Origin of the sequence: Asticcacaulis currens (genome assembly GCF_028550395.1) — a bacterium.
GTDB lineage: Bacteria > Pseudomonadota > Alphaproteobacteria > Caulobacterales > Caulobacteraceae > Asticcacaulis > Asticcacaulis currens.
Genome location: NZ_JAQQKW010000003.1, coordinates 341,329 through 359,509 on the forward strand (window position 1 = coordinate 341,329; position 18,181 = coordinate 359,509).

Here is an 18,181-nt window from a genome sequence, read left to right on the forward strand (position 1 = left end):
TCTTACTGCGTCACATACTGGAAAATTATTATGTCCACCTTCAACATCGTCGTGCTGCCGGGTGACGGCATCGGTCCCGAAGTCGCCGCCGCGGGCGTGTCCGCGCTGAAGGCCATCGGTGAGGTCTATGGCCACACCTTCAACTTCGAAGAAAAGCTGATCGGCGGCATCGCCATTGATGAGCGCAACGACCCCTACCCCGCCGACACCGACGCCGCCTGTCAGGCCGCCGATGCGGTGCTGCTGGGGGCTGTGGGTGGCCCGAAGTGGGACCTGCAACCCAAGCGCCCGGAGCAGGGCCTTCTGGCCGTGCGCAAGTCGATGGGCCTGTTCGCCAATCTGCGCCCGATGGACGTCCCCGCCTCGCAAGCCTTCCGCTCGCCGCTGAAAGAAGAGATCGTGTCGGGGGCCGACATGCTGATCGTGCGCGAACTGACCGGTGGCCTCTATTTCGGCAAGCAGACCCGCACCGAAGACCGCGCCGTCGATGAATGTGTCTATACGGTCGAGGAAATCGAGCGCGTCGCCCGCGTCGCCTTTGAAGCCGCCCGCAAGCGTCGCAACAAGGTCACCTCGGTCGATAAGGCCAATGTCATTGAGACCTCGCGTCTGTGGCGCGAAACGGTCATCAAGCTGCACAAGGCGGAATATGCGGATGTCGAGCTGGAGCACGCTCTGGTCGATTCGATGGCCATGCACCTCGTCACCCGTCCGAAGGCGTTTGACGTGATCGTCACCGAAAACATGTTCGGCGACATCCTGTCCGACCTCGCCTCGGTGCTGCCGGGTTCGATCGGTCTGCTGGGCTCGGCCTCGCTGGGCTCCGGTAAAGGCCTCTACGAGCCGATCCACGGCTCGGCCCCGGACATTGCGGGCAAGGACCTCGCCAACCCCATAGGCACGCTGAAGTCCGTGGCCATGATGCTGCGCTTCTCGCTCAATCTGAGCGCTGAAGCCGACGCGCTGGACGCCGCCATCGAAGCGGTGATCAAGGCCGGGCAACTGACCCGCGATCTGGGCGGTACGCTAGCCGGTTCGGAAGTCACCAAAGCGATCGTGGCGCAAATCCACGCGGCCAAGGTCGCAGCGTAAGCGCTTCGCACAATTGCAAATACAAAACCCCGCCGGAGCATTCCGGCGGGGTTTTGTTATGTCAGGGCCTCCCGTAACGCCGCCTCGTCCAGACCCTCGACCTCGATCTGCTTGAGGCGCGACGTATCTCCGGCCAGCAGCGACAGGCGCGATTTGGGCAGCTTCAACCGCTTGGCCAGAAAGGCGATCAGGGCGTCATTGGCGCGACCCTCTATCGGCGGCGCGGTGACGCGCACCTTGAGATAGGGCCGCCCCTGCTCATCCGCCTCCCAGCCATCGACGCGATCCGCCGCCGCCTTGGGCGTCAGCCGCACGACCAGCCGGGCCAATTACATACCCGTCAGGCCATAGAGGCTGGCGCGCGCCATCGGAAGCAGGAAGCGCTGCATCCCCTGAATGATCAGGATGGCGATAATCGGACTGATGTCGATGCCTCCCAGATTGGGGATGACACGACGGAAAGGCTCGAGGATCGGATAGGTCAGGCGATCAAGCATTTCCATGAAGCGGTACACGCCGGGATTACGGGTATTGATGACGTTGAACGCCACCAGCCAGCTCAGGATCGCGCTGATGATGATGACCCACACCGCGAAAGACAAAATACCGTTGAGGACGAAGAAGACGAAATCGATCATGAAAAACCCTTGGCACCCGGCATGTCCGGCTTTTTGTGAATATAGCGGTGCCGACAGCTATAACAAGTCAAACCCGACTTGACAGTCTCCGGCGTTCGATTAAAAGACGCCTTCCACAAGGAATGGGGCTATAGCTCAGTTGGTAGAGCGCCTCGTTCGCAATGAGGAGGCCAGCGGTTCGAATCCGCTTAGCTCCACCATTTCTTGCTCGACCTCACGCCCGCCGCGCTTCCCGCCGGCGGGCGTCGGTTTATTCGCCGCCTCTCAAACTCACGCCGCCAGATAGCTTTTGAGGAAGGCGTCGTGCGTCGGCATGGCATCGACCGTGCGGGCGATGTTGGTTTTCAGGCCGTCCAGCGCCTGACGCAGTTGCGCCTCGCTCATCAGTTGGCCAATGGCGTGGTGCGATTGCGGCTCAAGCCTTTGGCCCAGCAGCACCTGCACCCACGAATCGACGCGGAACAGATCATCGGCCGCCTGCCAGGCGTGACCGTGTTCGCGGAACATCTCCAGCCGCTCGGTCAGGCTGTCGGGCACGCTCATCTCGCGCCGTTCGCGCCAGAAGGCCGTGTCGTCGCGCTGGGTCAGCTTGTAGTGCAGGATCACGAAGTCGCGCACCTTCTCGATTTCACGACGCGCAATCTCGTTATAATGGTCGCTGACCGCCTCGGTGATGCCGCCGAAGGGGAACATCTGGATCAGGCGCGTCACGGCGATCTGGAACAGGTGGATGCTGGTCGATTCCAGCGGCTCGATAAAGCCGCTCGACAGGCCGACCGTCAGGCAGTTCTTGTTCCATATCTTGTTGCGCCGCCCGGTGCGGTAGCGGATCAGGCGCGGCTCGGTCAGGGGCTCCCCATCGACCAGTGACAGCAGGCGTTCGCGCGCCGCCTCATCCGATAGGTGCCCGCTGGCATAGACCAGCCCGTTGCCCACACGGTTCTGTAGCGGGATGCGCCAGCGCCAGCCTTCGCCGTGCGCAATGGCGCGCGTATAGGGATCGAGCCGCCCGGATGGCGCGGTCTGCACGGCCAGCGCCCGATCGGTGGGCAGCCAGTGGCTCCAGTCCTCAAAACCGGTCTTCAGCGTCTCTTCGATCAGAAGCCCCTTAAAGCCCGTGCAGTCGATAAACAGGTCTCCGTCGATGACCTCACCCGACTCCAGCGCCAGCGCCGTGATAAACCCGGTATCGGCGTCCTGACGCACCTCACGGATGCGGCCTTCGATGCGCCTGGCCCCGTGCGCTTCGCTGAATTGCCTCAGGAACCGCCCATACAGCACAGCGTCGAAATGATAGGCGTAGTTGATGCGCGCCGTATCCGAGGTGAAGAACTTGCCCTCTTCCGCCGCCCGCAGCTCAAAACAATAGTCGCCGAGATCGCCGCCAAAGCCTTTATCACGCGCCGCCATCCACACATGGTGAAACGGGGCCATCCAGTTGGATTTGCCGATCTCACCGAAGGAGTGGATGTAGCGGTCGCCGTCGCGCGCCCAGTTTTCAAAGGCGATGCCCAGCTTATAGGTGGCATTGGTCGCCTTGAGGAAGGCGCGTTCATCTATGCCCAGAAAGTGATGGAAGGTGCGGGCCGTGGGGATGGTCGCCTCCCCCACCCCGACAATACCGATCTCTTCCGACTCGATCAGGGTAATATCGATCAGCGTCCCCAAAAGCTTCGACAGGGCCGCCGCCGCGCACCATCCGGCCGTGCCGCCGCCGGCAATGACTACCTTTTTGACCGGTTGCATGTCTCTTCCCTCAGCGATTTAATTTTTGCAGAAGTTGCGCCCTCAGGCGTCTGGCCGTCATGTCGTTCAGCGTCCCCAGTGCGCCGCGCGCCGCTTCGGGGATATGCGCGCCCGCCTGCTCGGCCGGGCCGAAGATGTAATAGTCGAACAGCGCCTTCCAGGCGTCCTTTTCCGGCTGGGGCCGATCGCGCAGGCTCAATAGGCCGTGCAGCAGGGTGTTCATCGGCGTGTCCATGAAGGCCGGAGAGGTGTTCCACCAGTAGTTCACCAGAATGTTGAACGGTGCCAGCGCCTCAACGTGGTGCCACCACAGGGCCGGATAGAAGAGGACATCGCCCGGTTCCATATCAGCCACCTGACCGGCGGCTTCGGCGTCGCGGAAGCTCGGGAAGCGGTCATAGTCGGGATCACGGAAATCGACCAGACTGACCACCTGACCGCCGGGCGTCGGCTCCAGCGGGCCGGGATAGAGGTTGGCGACCTGATCCGGCGGGAACAGGGTAAAGCGCCGCTGCCCGGCGACGCAAACCGCGATATTGTGCGACATGTCGAAATGGCAGGTCGCCGTGGTGCGGTTGCCGATCCAGATACTGGCCAAAGGCGGATTAGCCACGAACATGGGATGGTTCAGGCTCAGGTCGTTGCCCGCCTCACGCAGGCCCGGCAGGTACAGACCCAGATCGGTCGAGCCGATATAGAAGGACGGCGGCGCAGGGTCGTCGAGATGCGCCGCCACCTCTTCGAGAAACGCGCTGAGGTCGGTGCGCGCGGCGGTGAAATTGAGCCCCGCCATATCGTCGCGGTAGAAGAAGCGGCCGCCAATCTTCTGCGCGCCCGTATAGGCGGTCACCGGCCGCCCCTGATAAAAGCGGCGCAAAAGGTCCATCGCCGCCGCCGCGCTCTTTACCCCCTCACGCACCAAAGGCCAGTCGCGCGCCACACCCTTGAGGATGACCGGCTTTTGCGCGGCCATAAGTTCATCAAACGCAATGGCGTCCGGCGCAATACCGGTCACGACCTCGGTACGGCGGGTAATCTCAGCCATCAGAGCGCGGCCCGCTTGCGGTTCTTCAGCTCAATAATGCGGGCCATATTGCCCATCGAGCCCACGATCTGAAAGGCCAGCGCCAGGAAACCGGCGCGGTTCAGGCGTTCCAGCGCCTCTCCGCTGAGCTGCGACAGGGCCTCCTGACTGATGGAGAACAGCCCCGGCATCTTGTATTCGGTGGTGTCGTCGAGGCGGATGGCGATTTCGACCGGCGCGATCAGGCCCTCGGCCTGAAACGCCGCGAACATCGGCGTATTGAGTTCGACGCCCTGATGGATAGTGCGCAGCGCCCGCATATGGCGTTCCAGAGCGGGCGCGTTACCGCCGTGCGGGAGGAATACGGGTTCGCCCTCGCTGCGGCTGAGGCGCGGGTGGTCGAGATCGACCATCAGCATGGGCTGGTCGTCGTTCATGCCAATCAGGAAGGGACCACGATTGCTCATGGCCGGAACGTGGCGTGCCTGCCACTGACCGTCGGCCAAAAACAGGTTTTCGTCCTTATCGAGGCCCAGCAGGGCATAGGTCTGAAAGCCGCCGTTTTCCGTCTCCCGGAAATAGAGCGGATAGTCGCGCTGAAGCTCGGCAAATTCGGTCGCAAAGACGGGGATTTCATTTAACGCGTCGCCAAAATGCGAGCCGTGGCCGGCGATGACCCTCAGGTCGTGATGCTGGACATTGTCGAGAAGGACGGCGTTGGGCATGGAAGTACTTTCACAAATACATAGAACTTACCCCGCCCGTCTCAAACAGCAAGATGCCAGGCGACAGGGCGGAAGGCAGCAAAGGCCGCGGTTCCCCGCGGCCTTTGCCGTTTACGCACGTAAAGCTCTTATCAGAACTTGTAGCGGACGCCGATCTGATAACGGGTGTCCAGTTCCTGAGCGAAGTAGAGGTTGGTGGTATCACGTCCGTACTGACGGATGTGTTCCTTGGTCAGATTCAGACCTTCAAAGGTGATCTGAATGTTCGGCGTCACAGAGTAGTTGACCGAAGCGTCCAGAACGCCGAAGGCCTCGAAGTACTGCGGGTCACCCTGCGCGCCAACATTGGTGTTGGCGATGTACTTGTCGCGCCAGTTATAGGCCAGACGACCCGACAGCGGCCCCTTATCGTAGATCAGGGTGACGTTGTACGTGTCCGACAGACCCAGAAGCGGGAACTGAAGCGTGCCCGGTGCCGCCGAATTGTCGAAGCCGATGTCGCCATCGACCGTCGTCAGGCTGCCCGAAACGCCCCAGCCGGTGTTGCCGAAGAAGTGCTGGAAGGCCAGTTCGAAGCCGTGGATATTCGCGGTCTTGTTATTGACCGGGATAGCGGTGTCGAAGTTGAACAGCGGATCGTTGGCATTGGCGGTAATGTCGTAGGCGGCGAGGATCTGATCCACGAAGGCCTGATTGAGGTTACCGCCGGTAGAGTTGGCGGTGTACTCGTTCTTGGCGGCCGTCGTGTTGCCGTTGTTCTTGATAACCAGAGCGGTCATGGTGAACAGGTTGACGTCGGTCGGCGATTGACCCAGTTCGCTGAGCGCAGTCTTGGCCGTGCCGGAGCGCGAGCCAGCCGTAGCAGCGGTCGGGTCACGCAGGCTGAACAGGTTCTGCGTCACGCGGCCGGTACCGATGAAGTTCGCCACGTCCTTGTTATAGAAGCCGAGCGACACATAGTTGGCTGGGCCGTAGTACCATTCCGCCGAGAAGTCGATGTTCGACGATTCCAGCGGCAGCAGGGCCGGGTTACCCGAAGAGGCCGTCGGGTTGGTCCCGTTGGCGGTCGGACGCGGCGGCGTGTTGACCGTCGTCGTAGCGTACATGTTGCCATAGGCCGCACGCGCGATGGTCTTGGAGTACGAGGCCCGCAGGGTCACGTCAGCACGCACATTCCACGTGATATCGAGGTTCGGCAGCCAGTTGTCGTAATCCGCCTGGCTGCTGAGGGTCGACACGCCCGTGCCGAAGTCGACGGCAAAGTCGTTATCGGCGGTCCAGCGGATGGCGGTCGGAACGCTTTGCAGAGCCGAAGCCGTCACATTGGTTTTTTCATAACGCAGACCGGCGACCACTCCGACCGGCTTACCGAGGAAGTCGCCCTTAAGGGTCAACTGACCATAGATCGCCTTGATCTCTTCTTCGATGGTGTTGGCCGTCAAAGAGGTGGTCGGCAGCGACTGATTATAGCCCTTGGCCAGAGCGCGGTAGATGTCGAGGGCATTGCCACGGAAGGCCACGTTCGACTGACCCGGCGTGAAGTCCTGGAACAGGCCACCCAGATCATAGGTCGTGATCATGCCGGGCGCATACTGCGCCACGTCACCGGGACGCGAAATGCCCCAGTCACCCAGCGCCTGATAGGTCGAACCCGTCGTGGTCGTCATGGTCGACTTCAGCAGGTCAACACCGCCGTCAAAGCGGCTTTCACCGTCGAAGTCATAGGCGAAATCGACCTTGAATTCGTCGATCTTGTTAGTCTGGCTGTTGGTCCAGGTACGACCAACCTGAGACCCCAGATCGCCCGCGTCGAGACGACCGTTATTGTTGCCACGCAACGCATCATTGATGGTGTACTTCTGGATCGGGATTTCACCGCGGAAGTCAACCGAGTGCGAGGCAATGACCGGGGCGCCAATGGAGATGGCGACAGTGGTCGAACCGTCCGGGTTGTTCGGCAGCACCTTGCCTTCCGACGAATGGGCGTCGAAGGTCAGGCTCATCTTGTCGTTGATGTCCCACTTGGCGTTGAAGCCCAGCGACTTCAGGGTGCTCTTCAGGCTGACCAGTTGCTGTTCGAAGCCGATATCCTTCACGCCCGACAGGTTTTCCTGAAGGAACAGCGCGTTGTAGATGCCCGAATCGCCCTTCTCGAAGACGATCTGGTCGAACGGACGGTTGAACCAGTTGGTTTGTTCCGCACGCCGTTCGGTCGCTTCGTTCTGCACGTAGAGGGCATCGGCGGTGAACAGCCAGTTTTCGACCGGACGCCATTGCGCTGTCGCCACGAGGTTGCTGCGCTCATTATGCGTTTCAGACAGGGCGTAACGGCTGTCGTTCGGATAGGCGACCAGCGCACCGGCGGGCGGCGGGTTGGTGATCTGCGTCAGCAGTGTCGTCTGGTTGGAGGCGTAACGAAGACGGCCGCTGGAGGCGCTGTAGAATTGATCGCGGGGATCAAGGTTCCAGCTGTTCTGGGTGGCCTGACGGGTCGCGACGTCCTTCTCGGCGAACTGACCGAACAGGGCCACGCCGAAGGTGTTATCTTCGTTCGTCCACTTATAGGTACCGGCGATTTCCGGCGTCCAGTCCTTGCCGTCGATCAGGTTTTCGCCGTGCACAGCCTTGGCCGAGATCGAGCCCGAGGCCCCGGCCTTGCCGATCGGACGCAGGGTCTTGATGTTCAGCGTGGCACCGATACCGCCTGAGGCAATATTGGCCTTACCGGTCTTGTACACTTCGAAGCCCGACACGCCGTCAGAGGCGATGCTTGAGAAGTCGAAGTTACGCGAACCGCCGCCCGCAGTGCCGTTACCCGAACCCACGGCGTTGATCTGCGCTGCCGGCATCACGCGCCCGTTCAGGGTCACGAGGTTGAAGCCCGGACCGAAGCCGCGCACGGTAACGGTCGAACCTTCGCCATTGGTGCGGTCAATCGACACGCCCGGAATGCGCTGAACCGATTCGGCCAGGTTGGTGTCCGGATACTTACCGATGTCTTCCGACGTAATGGCGTCCACCACGCCCGTAGCGTTGCGCTTGACGTTCATCGAGCGTTGCAGCGAGCCGCGCACACCCGTAACCACCACGGTTTCGATATTGTCGCTAGACGCAGGCGCTTCCTGCGCAAAGGCGGCTCCGGCCAGCATCGCCATACCGGACGCGCTGCACAAGACCACATTACGAATCACGCGACGCGCGCCGCGAGAAGACGCACCGAAATTCGGTGAAGTCATGATTTCCTCCCAGAAGTTGGATATTTTTACTAATGAAAACGCTTTTTGGATACGTGATTTCGCCGTCGGTTTTACTCTTAACGGAAAAACCACGTTACTGATTGACACATAGCGGCCCGCCATCCATGCTGAATGGCAGCGGCTCAGTTTCTCGGCAAAGTCGGAAAACCCTGCGCGCTCTTCCCTCTGCGACTTGAGTCGCTTATTGTGGGAGGTAGCGCTAACATGACAACGCTGTCCTTTCTACTGCTTATTTTGAATTTTTCATCATCGTTTTTCCTCGTTGCCTTAATGTCACAACCGCGAGTTAACCCTGCGTACCCCTCGGCGTGCCCACCAGCCCCCCTTATAAAAAAAACTTATCCATAATATAAAAATTATAGATTTGTCTTTTGCATCGAAATGGGGAATACAGCATCGTCCATTCACGAAAGGATTTCCCCAATGGCCCTCATCAATACCCCGATCAAGCCCTTCAAAGCCACCGCGTACAAGGAAGGCAAGTTCGTCGATATTTCCGATGCCGATACCAAGGGCAAGTGGTCGATCTTCTTCTTCTATCCCGCTGACTTCACCTTCGTCTGCCCGACCGAGCTGGAAGACCTGGCCGGTATCTATCCGGAGCTGCAAAAGCTGAACGTCGAAGTCTATTCGGTCTCGACCGACACCCACTTCTCGCACAAGGCCTGGCACGACACCTCGCCCGCCATCGGCAAGATCAACTACTACATGGTCGGCGATCAGTCGGGCACCCTCACCAACAATTTCGACGTGATGCGTCCAGGCGTCGGCCTAGCCGACCGCGCCACCTTCCTCGTCGATCCGGAAGGCATCATCCAGTTCATGGAAATCACCTCGGAAGGCGTGGGCCGCAACGCCACCGAACTGTTCCGCAAGGTGAAGGCGGCTCAATACGTCGCTTCGCACCCCGGCGAAGTCTGCCCGGCCAAGTGGGAAGAGGGTGAAAAGACCCTGGCCCCGTCGCTGGACCTCGTTGGGAAGATCTAGAGCGCAATCCGATAAAGTGGACACCACTTTTCGGAAAAATTGCGCGACCAAACAAAAACTTGGAGCCATTCGGCGGCTCATCTTAGCCGACGAAGGCTCTAAGGCGCGCATGGGGGGAGGCCCGCCTCCCCCCATGTCCCCCCGCACCCACGTCATTTTCTTTATCCGGGCTTTGCGGAGCCCGCATATAGACAATGATTTTCACGACAATTTACGGAGTACGCCATGCTTGACGACGGCATGAAGGCCCAACTGAAGGCCTATCTCGAAAACCTGCGCACGCCGATCGAACTGGTGGCGCACACCGATGATCAGCCCAAGTCGCGTGAACTGGTCGATCTGCTCGAAGACATCGTGGCCGCCTCGCCCAAGGTGACCCTGACCGTCTCGTCCGGCGGTGAGCGTGTGCCGTCCTTCGACATCGTGCGCAGCGGCAGCCCGGAGGTCGCCGTGACCTTTGCCGGCTTGCCCATGGGCCATGAGTTCACCTCGCTGGTGCTGGCGCTCCTGTGGGTCGGTGGCCACCCGCCCAAGGTCGAGGCCGAAGTGATCGAACAGGTCAAGGCGCTCGACATCGACGGTGAACTGCGCTTTGAAACCTACTTCTCGCTGTCGTGCCAGAACTGCCCCGACGTGGTGCAGGCGCTGAGCCTGATGAGTGTGCTGAACCCCAAGATAAAGCACGTCGCCATTGACGGTGCCCTGTTCAAGGACGAGGTCGAGCAGCGTCAGGTCATGGCCGTGCCGACCATCCTGCTCAACGGTCAGCCCTTCGGTCAGGGCCGCATGGGTCTGGAGCAGATTCTGGCCAAGCTCGACACCGGTGCCCAATCGCGTGAAGCCGAAAAGATCAGCGCCAAGTCGGAATTCGACGTGCTGGTCGTCGGCGGTGGCCCCGCCGGGGCTTCGGCCGCCATCTATGCGGCGCGCAAAGGCATCCGCACCGGCGTCGTGGCCGAACGCTTCGGCGGTCAGGTGCTCGACACCATGGACATCGAGAACTTCATCTCGGTGCCGCACACTGAAGGCCCGAAGCTCGCTACCGCGCTGGAGCAGCACGTCAAGGACTATGAGGTCGATATCATGAACCTCCAGACAGCGACGCAACTGATCCCGGCGACCACGCCCGGCGGCCTAATCGAGGTCAGGCTGCAAAGTGGGGCTTCGGTGAAGTCGCGCACCGTCATCCTTTCGACCGGGGCCCGCTGGCGCAATATGAATGTGCCTGGCGAAGCCGAATACAAGAACAAGGGCGTGGCCTACTGCCCGCACTGCGACGGTCCGCTGTTCAAGGGCAAGCGCGTGGCGGTTATCGGCGGCGGCAATTCGGGCGTCGAAGCGGCCATTGATCTGGCCGGGATCGTTGCCGAGGTGACCCTGCTGGAATTTGCCGCCGAACTGCGCGCCGACGCGGTTCTGCAACGCAAACTCTACAGCCTGCCGAACGTCAAGGTGCTGACCAATGCCCAGACAACCGAGGTCAAGGGCGACGGCAGCAAGGTAACGGGCCTGAGCTATAAGGACCGCCTGCACGACGTGACGCACGATATCGCGCTGGAAGGCATCTTTGTGCAGATCGGTCTGGTACCCAACACCGAATGGCTGAAAGGCACGCTGGCCCTGTCGAAGCATGGCGAGGTCGAGGTCAATGCCAAGGGCGAAACCTCACTGCCGGGCGTCTTCGCGGCGGGCGACTGCACCACCGTGCCGTACAAGCAGATCATCATCGCCATGGGCGAAGGCTCCAAGGCCTCGCTGTCGGCCTTTGATCACCTGATCCGCAGCACGGCCCCGGCGGACGTTATCGCCGCCTAGAGCCCACCACCCGCACAGTAAAAAGCCGCCGGATTTACCCCGGCGGCTTTTTTTTTCAGATCGCCTCTCTTATCAGATCGCTTCCGGGCACTCGATATGGCAGATCGACAGGGCCCGGGTCAGGGCCACCTGCACCGCTTGCGTGATCATCAGGCGCGCGGGGTTGGCCACACCGTCGCTGATCACCGGCACGCGGGTGTAATAGGAATTATAGATCGCCGCGACGTCCATCAGGTGACGCACCAGCAGCGACGGATTGGCGGCCCTGGCGGCGGCCACCACCTTCTGCGGAATTTGCTGCACCTTCAGGAGCAGATCGGCTTCCTGAGCGTCGATCTCATAGGTCAACCCGTCGATATTCGCCGTGCCGCCGCCGTTTTTGCGCAAAATGCTGCGCGCCCGACACGCCGCATAAACGACATAGGCCCCGCCTGAGCGTTCAAACCCGGCAATGGTGGCATCCATGTCCGAGGCGTCGATTTCCACCGCGCCTTTCAGGTCCTGCTTGAGGTCATTAAACACGATAGAGCCGATGGCCAGTTCCTGTGCCGCGCGGCTCAGTTCGGCCTCATCGGAGTCCACCCGGTCGGACAGGCGGTTGCGGAAATAGACCTGCGCCGCCGACAACAGGCCGATGACGTTTGATACCGACTGACGCGACGACAGCTTTTTGCCGGTCTTCGCATCGACGTAGAAGCCGAAATAGACGTGCTGAAACGCGGTCTTTGCGGCATCGGCAATCCCCGTCGCATAGGCTGAGCGGAACAGGCGGTTGAAGTGCACCTGCTGCTCCTGACCCACAACGTAAAAGACGTCGGTGGGGTCGAACATCTGCGCGCGCAGTTGGATGGCGCCCATATCGCGCGTCGAATAGATGCTCTGACCGTCGGCACGGCGCACCACGAAACGCTCATTATTGTCGAGCCGCACCACCGCTGCACCGATATCCTTGCGGATTGACTTTATCAGGGTGTCGCGTTCGATCTCGCCGATCTCCCCGGCGGCAAAACGCGCCTCTTCAATTGCGGCCGCCGCTTCGGCATCGGCTTCGCTGAACACCACAGCCTTGCCCGACGCCAGCGCCGCTTCGACCACGGCGTCGCCCGCCTGATAGTAGAAGCTCTCGCCCAGGACGAGGTCGAAGTGGATATTCAGCGCATCATAGAAGCCTTCGAACGACTGAAGGCTCCACTTGACCATGTCGATCCACAGGGCGACCTCATCGGCGTCGCCCTGCTCAAGCGCCCGGAAGCGAGCATCCGATGCCGCCACATAATCGGCGAAGGCAGACGTCAACCGATCCAGACTTGTGGCATCCGGGAAATAGCGCCCGGCAATGGCGGCGTCTTCGGCGTCCCATTCGGCCGGGGCCTTGCCGCCTTCGAGAATACGCTCGACCGAGCGGCGGATCTTGTAGATTTCCAGCAGCTTGTCGTTATCGCCGGAATCCGCCGGGAAAACGTCACCAAACCGGCGATAGCCTTCCAGCATGAAGCCGAAACCGCCAAAGTCATTGATATGGTTGACGCGAAAGGTATCCGCCCCCGACCGCTCCCACAGGTTCGACAGGACGTGGCCCACAATGGTCGAGCGAATATGCCCGGCGTGCAGCGTCTTGGCGACATTGGGCGAGGAGTAATCGACCACCGCCGAACGCCCCCTGAGCGCGTCGGAATCGCCGAAATGCGCGCCGATTTCGGTCACGGCCTGCGCCCCGCTGAGCATCCAGCCATCGGACAGGGTCAGGTTGATATACATGCCCTTGGTTTCGAGCTTGGCAATGGCGTCGGCAAAGTCCGGCCCGGTGAGGATGTCCACGATCCACGGCAGGTGGTTGGCCATAAAGCCCTTGGGCCCGCCATCTTTCAGCAGTTGCGGAAAACGCAGGGCGACATCGCCGCCCATCTTGGTGCGGTCGATCAGGTCGAACTTGATATCGAGCGCATACCCCACCTTCGCCGACAGGGCGTCGGTGATGCGCTTTTCCAGTTGCGGCAGGGGATAGGCGTCAAAAGCCACCGAAGCCGCGGCCGCGCGCTCACGGCGGTAACGCGCGACAAAGGCGTTGACCTCCGACAGGCGTGACGAATTGACCTCAGCGAGCGCGTTCATGGGGAATCCCTTGTACTGAATAATACCAACGTCCGAAGGTGCTGACCGCACCCGGCCGTTGTAGACACGAGACGGTCTCATATGTATCAGCGACATGAGACCGTCTCGAATGGAATACCAAGCGTCATTTTCAATGACCCTTGGTATAGGGGCCTGCATCTATGGCAAACGCGCCCCAATATCAAGGATCACGCTTATCCCCTCTTTGCGCCATGCTTGCGCTTGCCTCTCTCGCCCTTACCTTTACGGCGTTAGGCTTGGGGTTCAATGGAGACGAACCCCATGATCCAGACCATACGCATCGTCAGGGCCTTCTGTGACGGCTTCCTTCACCCCAAACGCTCGCTGAGCCATTGCCATCGCGAAGATCGCGCGGTGCGCGACAACCTCGCCGAAGATCAGGTGGACACCATGGTCGAAGATACCTTTCCGGCCTCAGACCCGCCCAGCACCTACTGAGCGGCAGGCGCACTTAATGACAGAACAATAATAGTATATATAGCCAAAATTCCCTTTACCCCACCCCGAACCACGTCCTATTAATCGCAAAAAATCTGTCAAAAATTAAAAACTGAAATACTATTTCTCCGATCTTGTTTTATATATACTGAAATTTAACTGATAATAAAAATATAAATAATCCATAAGCGCTTTAATAAAGCATTCACTCGCCTTTCCGGCGCCTCTATATTTCAAAAGATCGCGCGCGACGGTTGCCTTGCCATAAAAAAGGCCCTATTGTTTTCGCGGGCGTCGTGAAGGGCGGCGTACGGTTTTTTGCGTGCTGTTTCCATATCGACATTCGCCTTCCCGGCTCTCTGCGGGCGGGCCGCACACGCATCGCGTAATCTCAGGGACACGTATGAAGATTCTGATTGTCGAGGACAATGAAGCTTTGGCCCAGACCACGGGCTGGATTATCGAAATGCTGGGCTATGATTATCGCATCAGCCTGACGCCGCAGGCGGCGCTGACGGATGGTGAAGCCTATGTCCCGGACGTGGTGATGATGGATATCGGACTGCCCGGCATGACCGGCTATGATCTGTGCCGCGAAATGCGTCAGAAGCCTGTTCATGCGGGGGCCGTTTTCGTTGCTCAGACCGGCTGGGATGAACGCGAGCACCGCGAACAGTCCGCCGAGGCCGGTTTTGCGCACCACCTGACCAAGCCCGTCGATCTTCAGACCCTCGAATCCGTGCTGAACGCCATTGCGGCGGACATGCGCGTCTGATCTCCACATTTGTCCCGAGGCCGCCTGCTTATGACTCCGAATGGTCCGCTTCACGCTTTGAAGGCCTTCCTGTTTCCCGGAAAAAGCCACGCCGCCAGCAGCAGTCTGGGCGTCCTCCTGTCCCTCATTTTTGTAGCCGCCTTTTTCCTGATCAGCGGTTTTATCTCCTACACCAACATTGTCACGCTGCGTAAAAACAGCGAGGAAGTCACCCAGACGCACAAGACCATACTGGGCCTGAGCGAACTGATTGCCACCCTGACCGACGCCGAAACGGGGCAGCGCGGCTATATCATCACGGGCGACGAGGCCTATCTGGTGCCCTATGAGAACGCCACCTTCGTCCTCAAGGAGCGCGCGAAGGTCCTGCAAACGCTGCTGGCCCAGTCGCCCGAGCTGAAACCGCAGGTCGATGCGATCGAAGAACGCATCAATCTCAAAATGGCGGAACTGCACCGCACCATAGATATCCGTCGCACGCAGGGGATGCAGGCCGCCGCGATTGAGGTCAGCCGCCACCTTGGCAAGAACCACATGGACATCATCCGGCGCGAAATCAAAGAGATCGAGGCGGCGGAAAATGCCCGGCGTCAGGCGGGTATCCGCCAGCGCGCCGAAGCCTTTAACACGGCCATCCTGTCCACCACCGCGACCGCCATTCTGGGCGTGATCCTGACCCTGATCATCGCCATGATTGTGCGCCGCTCGACCGAAAGACAGGCCCTGCAAAACTGGCTGTCCAATGGTGAGGTCGGGCTTGGGGCCGCCCTCGCCGGAGACCCCAGCCTGGATGAGGTGGGGCAACGGACCCTGGCCTTCCTGTGCGACTATCTGGGGGCGCAAAGTGCTGCCTTCTACGCGCGCGACGGGGGCATATTGAAGCAGGCCGCCACCTATGGCGTCCCCGGCGAAACGGGCCTGCCGCTGACGATCAAGATGCACGAAGGCCTGCTGGGTCAGGCGGCAGCGGAGGGCAAGATCGCGGTCCTCTCCGACCTGCCCGATCCGCTGCTGAGTGTCGGGACGTCGCTGGGGCAATGGCAGCCGCGCCACGTGGTCATAGCCCCTGCCGCCACCGAAACGCAGGTCGATGCGGTGGTTGAACTGGGCTTCATGGCCGGCGTCGATCCGGCCACCGTCACCCTGCTTGAGCGTTCGTCCGATATTATCAGCGTCGCCGTGCGCTCGGCCAATTACCGGGCCATGCAGCAGAACCTGCTGGAGGAAACCCAGCGGCAATCCGAAGAGCTTCAAACCCAGGCCGAGGAACTGCGGGTCAATAATGAGGAGCTTGAGGAACAGAGCCGCGCGCTCAAGGAATCGCATCTGCGCCTTGAACAGCAGCAGGCCGAACTGGAACAGACCAATGTGCAACTGTCCGAGCAGGCGCGCATACTGGAACAGCAGAAGGACGACCTGAACCGCAGCGCCGCCGACATCGCGCTCAAGGCGCAGGAACTGGAACAGGCCAGCCGTTATAAGTCGGATTTCCTCGCCAATATGAGCCACGAACTGCGCACGCCGCTCAACTCGTCGCTCATTCTGGCCAAGCTGCTGGCCGACAACCGCGACGGCAATCTGAGCGAGGAACAGGTTAAATTCGCCCGCACCATCCAGTCGTCGGGCAACGATCTTCTGGCGCTGATCAACGACATTCTCGACCTGTCGAAGATCGAGGCCGGTCAGATGGACATCAATGCGGAGCCGGTCTCGTTCCGCCGCCTGGTCAGCGACATGACGCGGATGTTCGAGCCGCTGGCCAATGAAAAGGGCCTGACCTTCCGTGTCGAAGCCGATGAAAACCTGCCCGACCTGTTCGATTCCGACCGCCAGCGTCTGGAGCAGGTGCTGAAAAACCTGTTGTCCAACGCCCTGAAATTCACCGAAAGCGGGTCGGTCATCCTGCGCATGTCGGCAGCCGACAACAAGGTGCGCTTTGCCGTCAGCGATACGGGTATCGGCATCTCCACCGAACAGCAGAACAGCATTTTCGAAGCCTTCCGTCAGGCGGATTCGACCATTTCGCGCAAGTACGGCGGCACGGGTCTGGGCCTGTCGATTTCGCGCGAACTGTCGCGCCTGCTGGGCGGCCATATCGAGCTGAAAAGCGAACCGGGCGAAGGCTCGACCTTCACCCTTATCCTGCCGCTGATCTACGACCCGCAGCAGGTGGCCCCGCGCGAAACGCCGCGCAGCGCCCCTGAACCGCAGATTATCGAAACCTTTGCCGAGGCACCGGCGGCCCCGATCCTGCCGACCCGTACCCGTATTCCGGATGATCGCGACCGGCTCAGCGGCGACAAGCGCCTGCTGCTGGCCGTGGAAGACGATCCGTCCTTTGCCCGCATTCTTTACGAACTGGCGCAGGATCTGGGCTTTCAGTGCCTGATCGCCAGCACGGCCGAAGACGCCATGCTGATGGTGCGTCAGTACGTGCCGTCGGCCGTGGTACTCGACCTCGGCCTGCCCGATCATTCCGGCCTGTCGGTGCTCGACCGCCTCAAGCGCGACCCCAAGACGCGGCACATCCCCGTGCACGTCGTGTCGGCCAATGATTACATGCACGCCGCCCTGTCGATGGGGGCCATCGGCTACATGCTGAAACCCGTCAAACGCGACGAACTGGTCGAGGCCTTCACTCAGCTTGAGACGCGTCTTGAAAAGCGGATGCGCCGCGTACTGATCGTCGAAGACGACGCCGTGCAGCGTGACTCGGTGATGGCGCTGTTGAAGACGCAGGACGTCGAAACCGTAGCCGTCGGCACGGCGGCGGAGTGCCTGACGGAACTGAAGTCACACACCTATGACTGCATGGTGCTGGACCTGAGCCTGCCCGACGCCAGCGGCTACTCGTTGCTGGAAACGCTGTCCACCGAACAGGACTACGCCTTCCCGCCGGTCATCGTCTATACGGGCCGCGACATCTCCGCAGCGGATGAACAGAAGCTGCGCCGCTATTCCAAGTCCATCATCATCAAGGGCGCCAAGTCGCCGGAACGCCTGCTCGACGAAGTCACCCTGTTCCTGCACCAGATGGTGTCGGACCTGTCGCCCGAACAGCAGAAGATGCTGCACCGGGCCAAGGGCCGCGACAACATGCTGGAAGGGCGGCGTCTGCTGGTGGTCGAAGACGATGTGCGCAACGTCTATGCCGTCACCAACATCTTCGAGCCTCTGGGGGCCATTGTGCAGATCGCCCGCAATGGTCGCGAAGCCCTTGAGGCTCTGGAAGTGGCGCAGACCTCACCCGAAACCGCCATCGACCTGGTACTGATGGACGTCATGATGCCGGAAATGGACGGCCTCACCGCCACGCGCGAAATCCGCAAGCGTGCGGAATGGAAGAAGCTGCCGGTCATCATGCTGACCGCCAAGGCGATGAAGGACGATCAGGAACGCTGCCTCGAAGCCGGTGCCAATGACTATATGGCCAAGCCGCTGGATGTCGAAAAGCTGGTATCGCTGGTGCGCGTCTGGGTGCCGAGGTAACTTAAACCGCATCCGGCCGTTGAAGACTCGAGGCTGTCTCACATGTGTCAGACACATGAGAC

Annotated in this window: 13 protein-coding genes and 1 tRNA gene; 7 read left to right on the forward strand and 7 right to left on the reverse strand. The window is 60.6% G+C overall.

The window, feature by feature from the left end:
• The first annotated feature begins 30 nt into the window (after window positions 1-30).
• Window positions 31-1,092, forward strand: a complete 1,062-nt coding sequence (leuB, locus tag PQU94_RS07050) for a 3-isopropylmalate dehydrogenase (protein WP_272740757.1) — start codon at window positions 31-33, stop codon at window positions 1,090-1,092.
• A gap of 56 nt (window positions 1,093-1,148) precedes the next feature.
• Here leuB and PQU94_RS07055 read toward each other — a convergent pair whose 3' ends face one another.
• Both PQU94_RS07055 and PQU94_RS07060 read right to left on the reverse strand, forming a co-directional pair.
• A complete protein-coding gene (locus PQU94_RS07055; RefSeq protein WP_272740758.1) occupies window positions 1,149-1,421 on the reverse strand; it encodes a DUF167 domain-containing protein in 273 nt (90 codons plus the stop codon).
• A complete protein-coding gene (locus PQU94_RS07060; protein ID WP_272740759.1) occupies window positions 1,422-1,730 on the reverse strand; it encodes a YggT family protein in 309 nt (102 codons plus the stop codon).
• Between the two features lie 124 nt (window positions 1,731-1,854).
• On the opposite strand from PQU94_RS07060, the gene PQU94_RS07065 reads away from it, so the two are divergent.
• Window positions 1,855-1,930, forward strand: a tRNA-Ala gene (locus PQU94_RS07065).
• Between the two features lie 70 nt (window positions 1,931-2,000).
• Here the strand turns inward: PQU94_RS07065 and PQU94_RS07070 are convergent.
• The 4 genes from PQU94_RS07070 to PQU94_RS07085 all read right to left on the reverse strand — a co-directional run bounded on the left by PQU94_RS07070 (window position 2,001) and on the right by PQU94_RS07085 (window position 8,461).
• Complete coding sequence (locus PQU94_RS07070; RefSeq protein WP_272740760.1) at window positions 2,001-3,476, reverse strand: tryptophan halogenase family protein; 1,476 nt, start codon at window positions 3,474-3,476, stop codon at window positions 2,001-2,003.
• Between the two features lie 10 nt (window positions 3,477-3,486).
• Window positions 3,487-4,521 (reverse strand): cupin-like domain-containing protein, encoded by a 1,035-nt coding sequence (locus PQU94_RS07075; protein ID WP_272740761.1) that lies wholly within the window; start codon window positions 4,519-4,521, stop codon window positions 3,487-3,489.
• Entirely contained in the window at window positions 4,521-5,225 is a 705-nt protein-coding gene (locus tag PQU94_RS07080) for a SapC family protein (protein WP_272740762.1), read from the reverse strand. The genes PQU94_RS07075 and PQU94_RS07080 overlap by 1 nt, the downstream gene beginning before the upstream one ends.
• A 131-nt stretch (window positions 5,226-5,356) precedes the next feature.
• Window positions 5,357-8,461 (reverse strand): TonB-dependent receptor, encoded by a 3,105-nt coding sequence (locus tag PQU94_RS07085; protein WP_272740763.1) that lies wholly within the window; start codon window positions 8,459-8,461, stop codon window positions 5,357-5,359.
• 444 nt (window positions 8,462-8,905) lie between these two features.
• On the opposite strand from PQU94_RS07085, the gene ahpC reads away from it, so the two are divergent.
• Complete coding sequence (ahpC, locus tag PQU94_RS07090; protein ID WP_272740764.1) at window positions 8,906-9,469, forward strand: alkyl hydroperoxide reductase subunit C; 564 nt, start codon at window positions 8,906-8,908, stop codon at window positions 9,467-9,469.
• Window positions 9,470-9,694: 225 nt separating this feature from the next.
• Window positions 9,695-11,284, forward strand: a complete 1,590-nt coding sequence (gene ahpF / locus PQU94_RS07095) for an alkyl hydroperoxide reductase subunit F (RefSeq protein WP_272740765.1) — start codon at window positions 9,695-9,697, stop codon at window positions 11,282-11,284.
• 72 nt (window positions 11,285-11,356) lie between these two features.
• Here the strand turns inward: ahpF and argS are convergent, their stop codons facing one another.
• Window positions 11,357-13,396: an arginine--tRNA ligase domain-containing protein gene (argS, locus tag PQU94_RS07100; protein WP_272740767.1), complete on the reverse strand. Its 2,040-nt coding sequence runs from the start codon at window positions 13,394-13,396 to the stop codon at window positions 11,357-11,359.
• A 282-nt stretch (window positions 13,397-13,678) separates the two neighbouring features.
• Between argS and PQU94_RS07105 the strand changes: the two genes are divergently transcribed.
• From PQU94_RS07105 to PQU94_RS07115, 3 genes are all read left to right on the forward strand, one after another.
• Window positions 13,679-13,855 carry a hypothetical protein gene (locus PQU94_RS07105; RefSeq protein ID WP_272740768.1) on the forward strand — a complete coding sequence of 59 codons (177 nt, stop codon included), beginning with the start codon at window positions 13,679-13,681 and terminating at the stop codon, window positions 13,853-13,855.
• A gap of 403 nt (window positions 13,856-14,258) precedes the next feature.
• A complete protein-coding gene (locus PQU94_RS07110) occupies window positions 14,259-14,630 on the forward strand; it encodes a response regulator (RefSeq protein ID WP_272740769.1) in 372 nt (123 codons plus the stop codon).
• Between the two features lie 30 nt (window positions 14,631-14,660).
• Window positions 14,661-18,119: a response regulator gene (locus PQU94_RS07115; RefSeq protein ID WP_272740770.1), complete on the forward strand. Its 3,459-nt coding sequence runs from the start codon at window positions 14,661-14,663 to the stop codon at window positions 18,117-18,119.
• The last annotated feature ends 62 nt before the right edge of the window (window positions 18,120-18,181 follow it).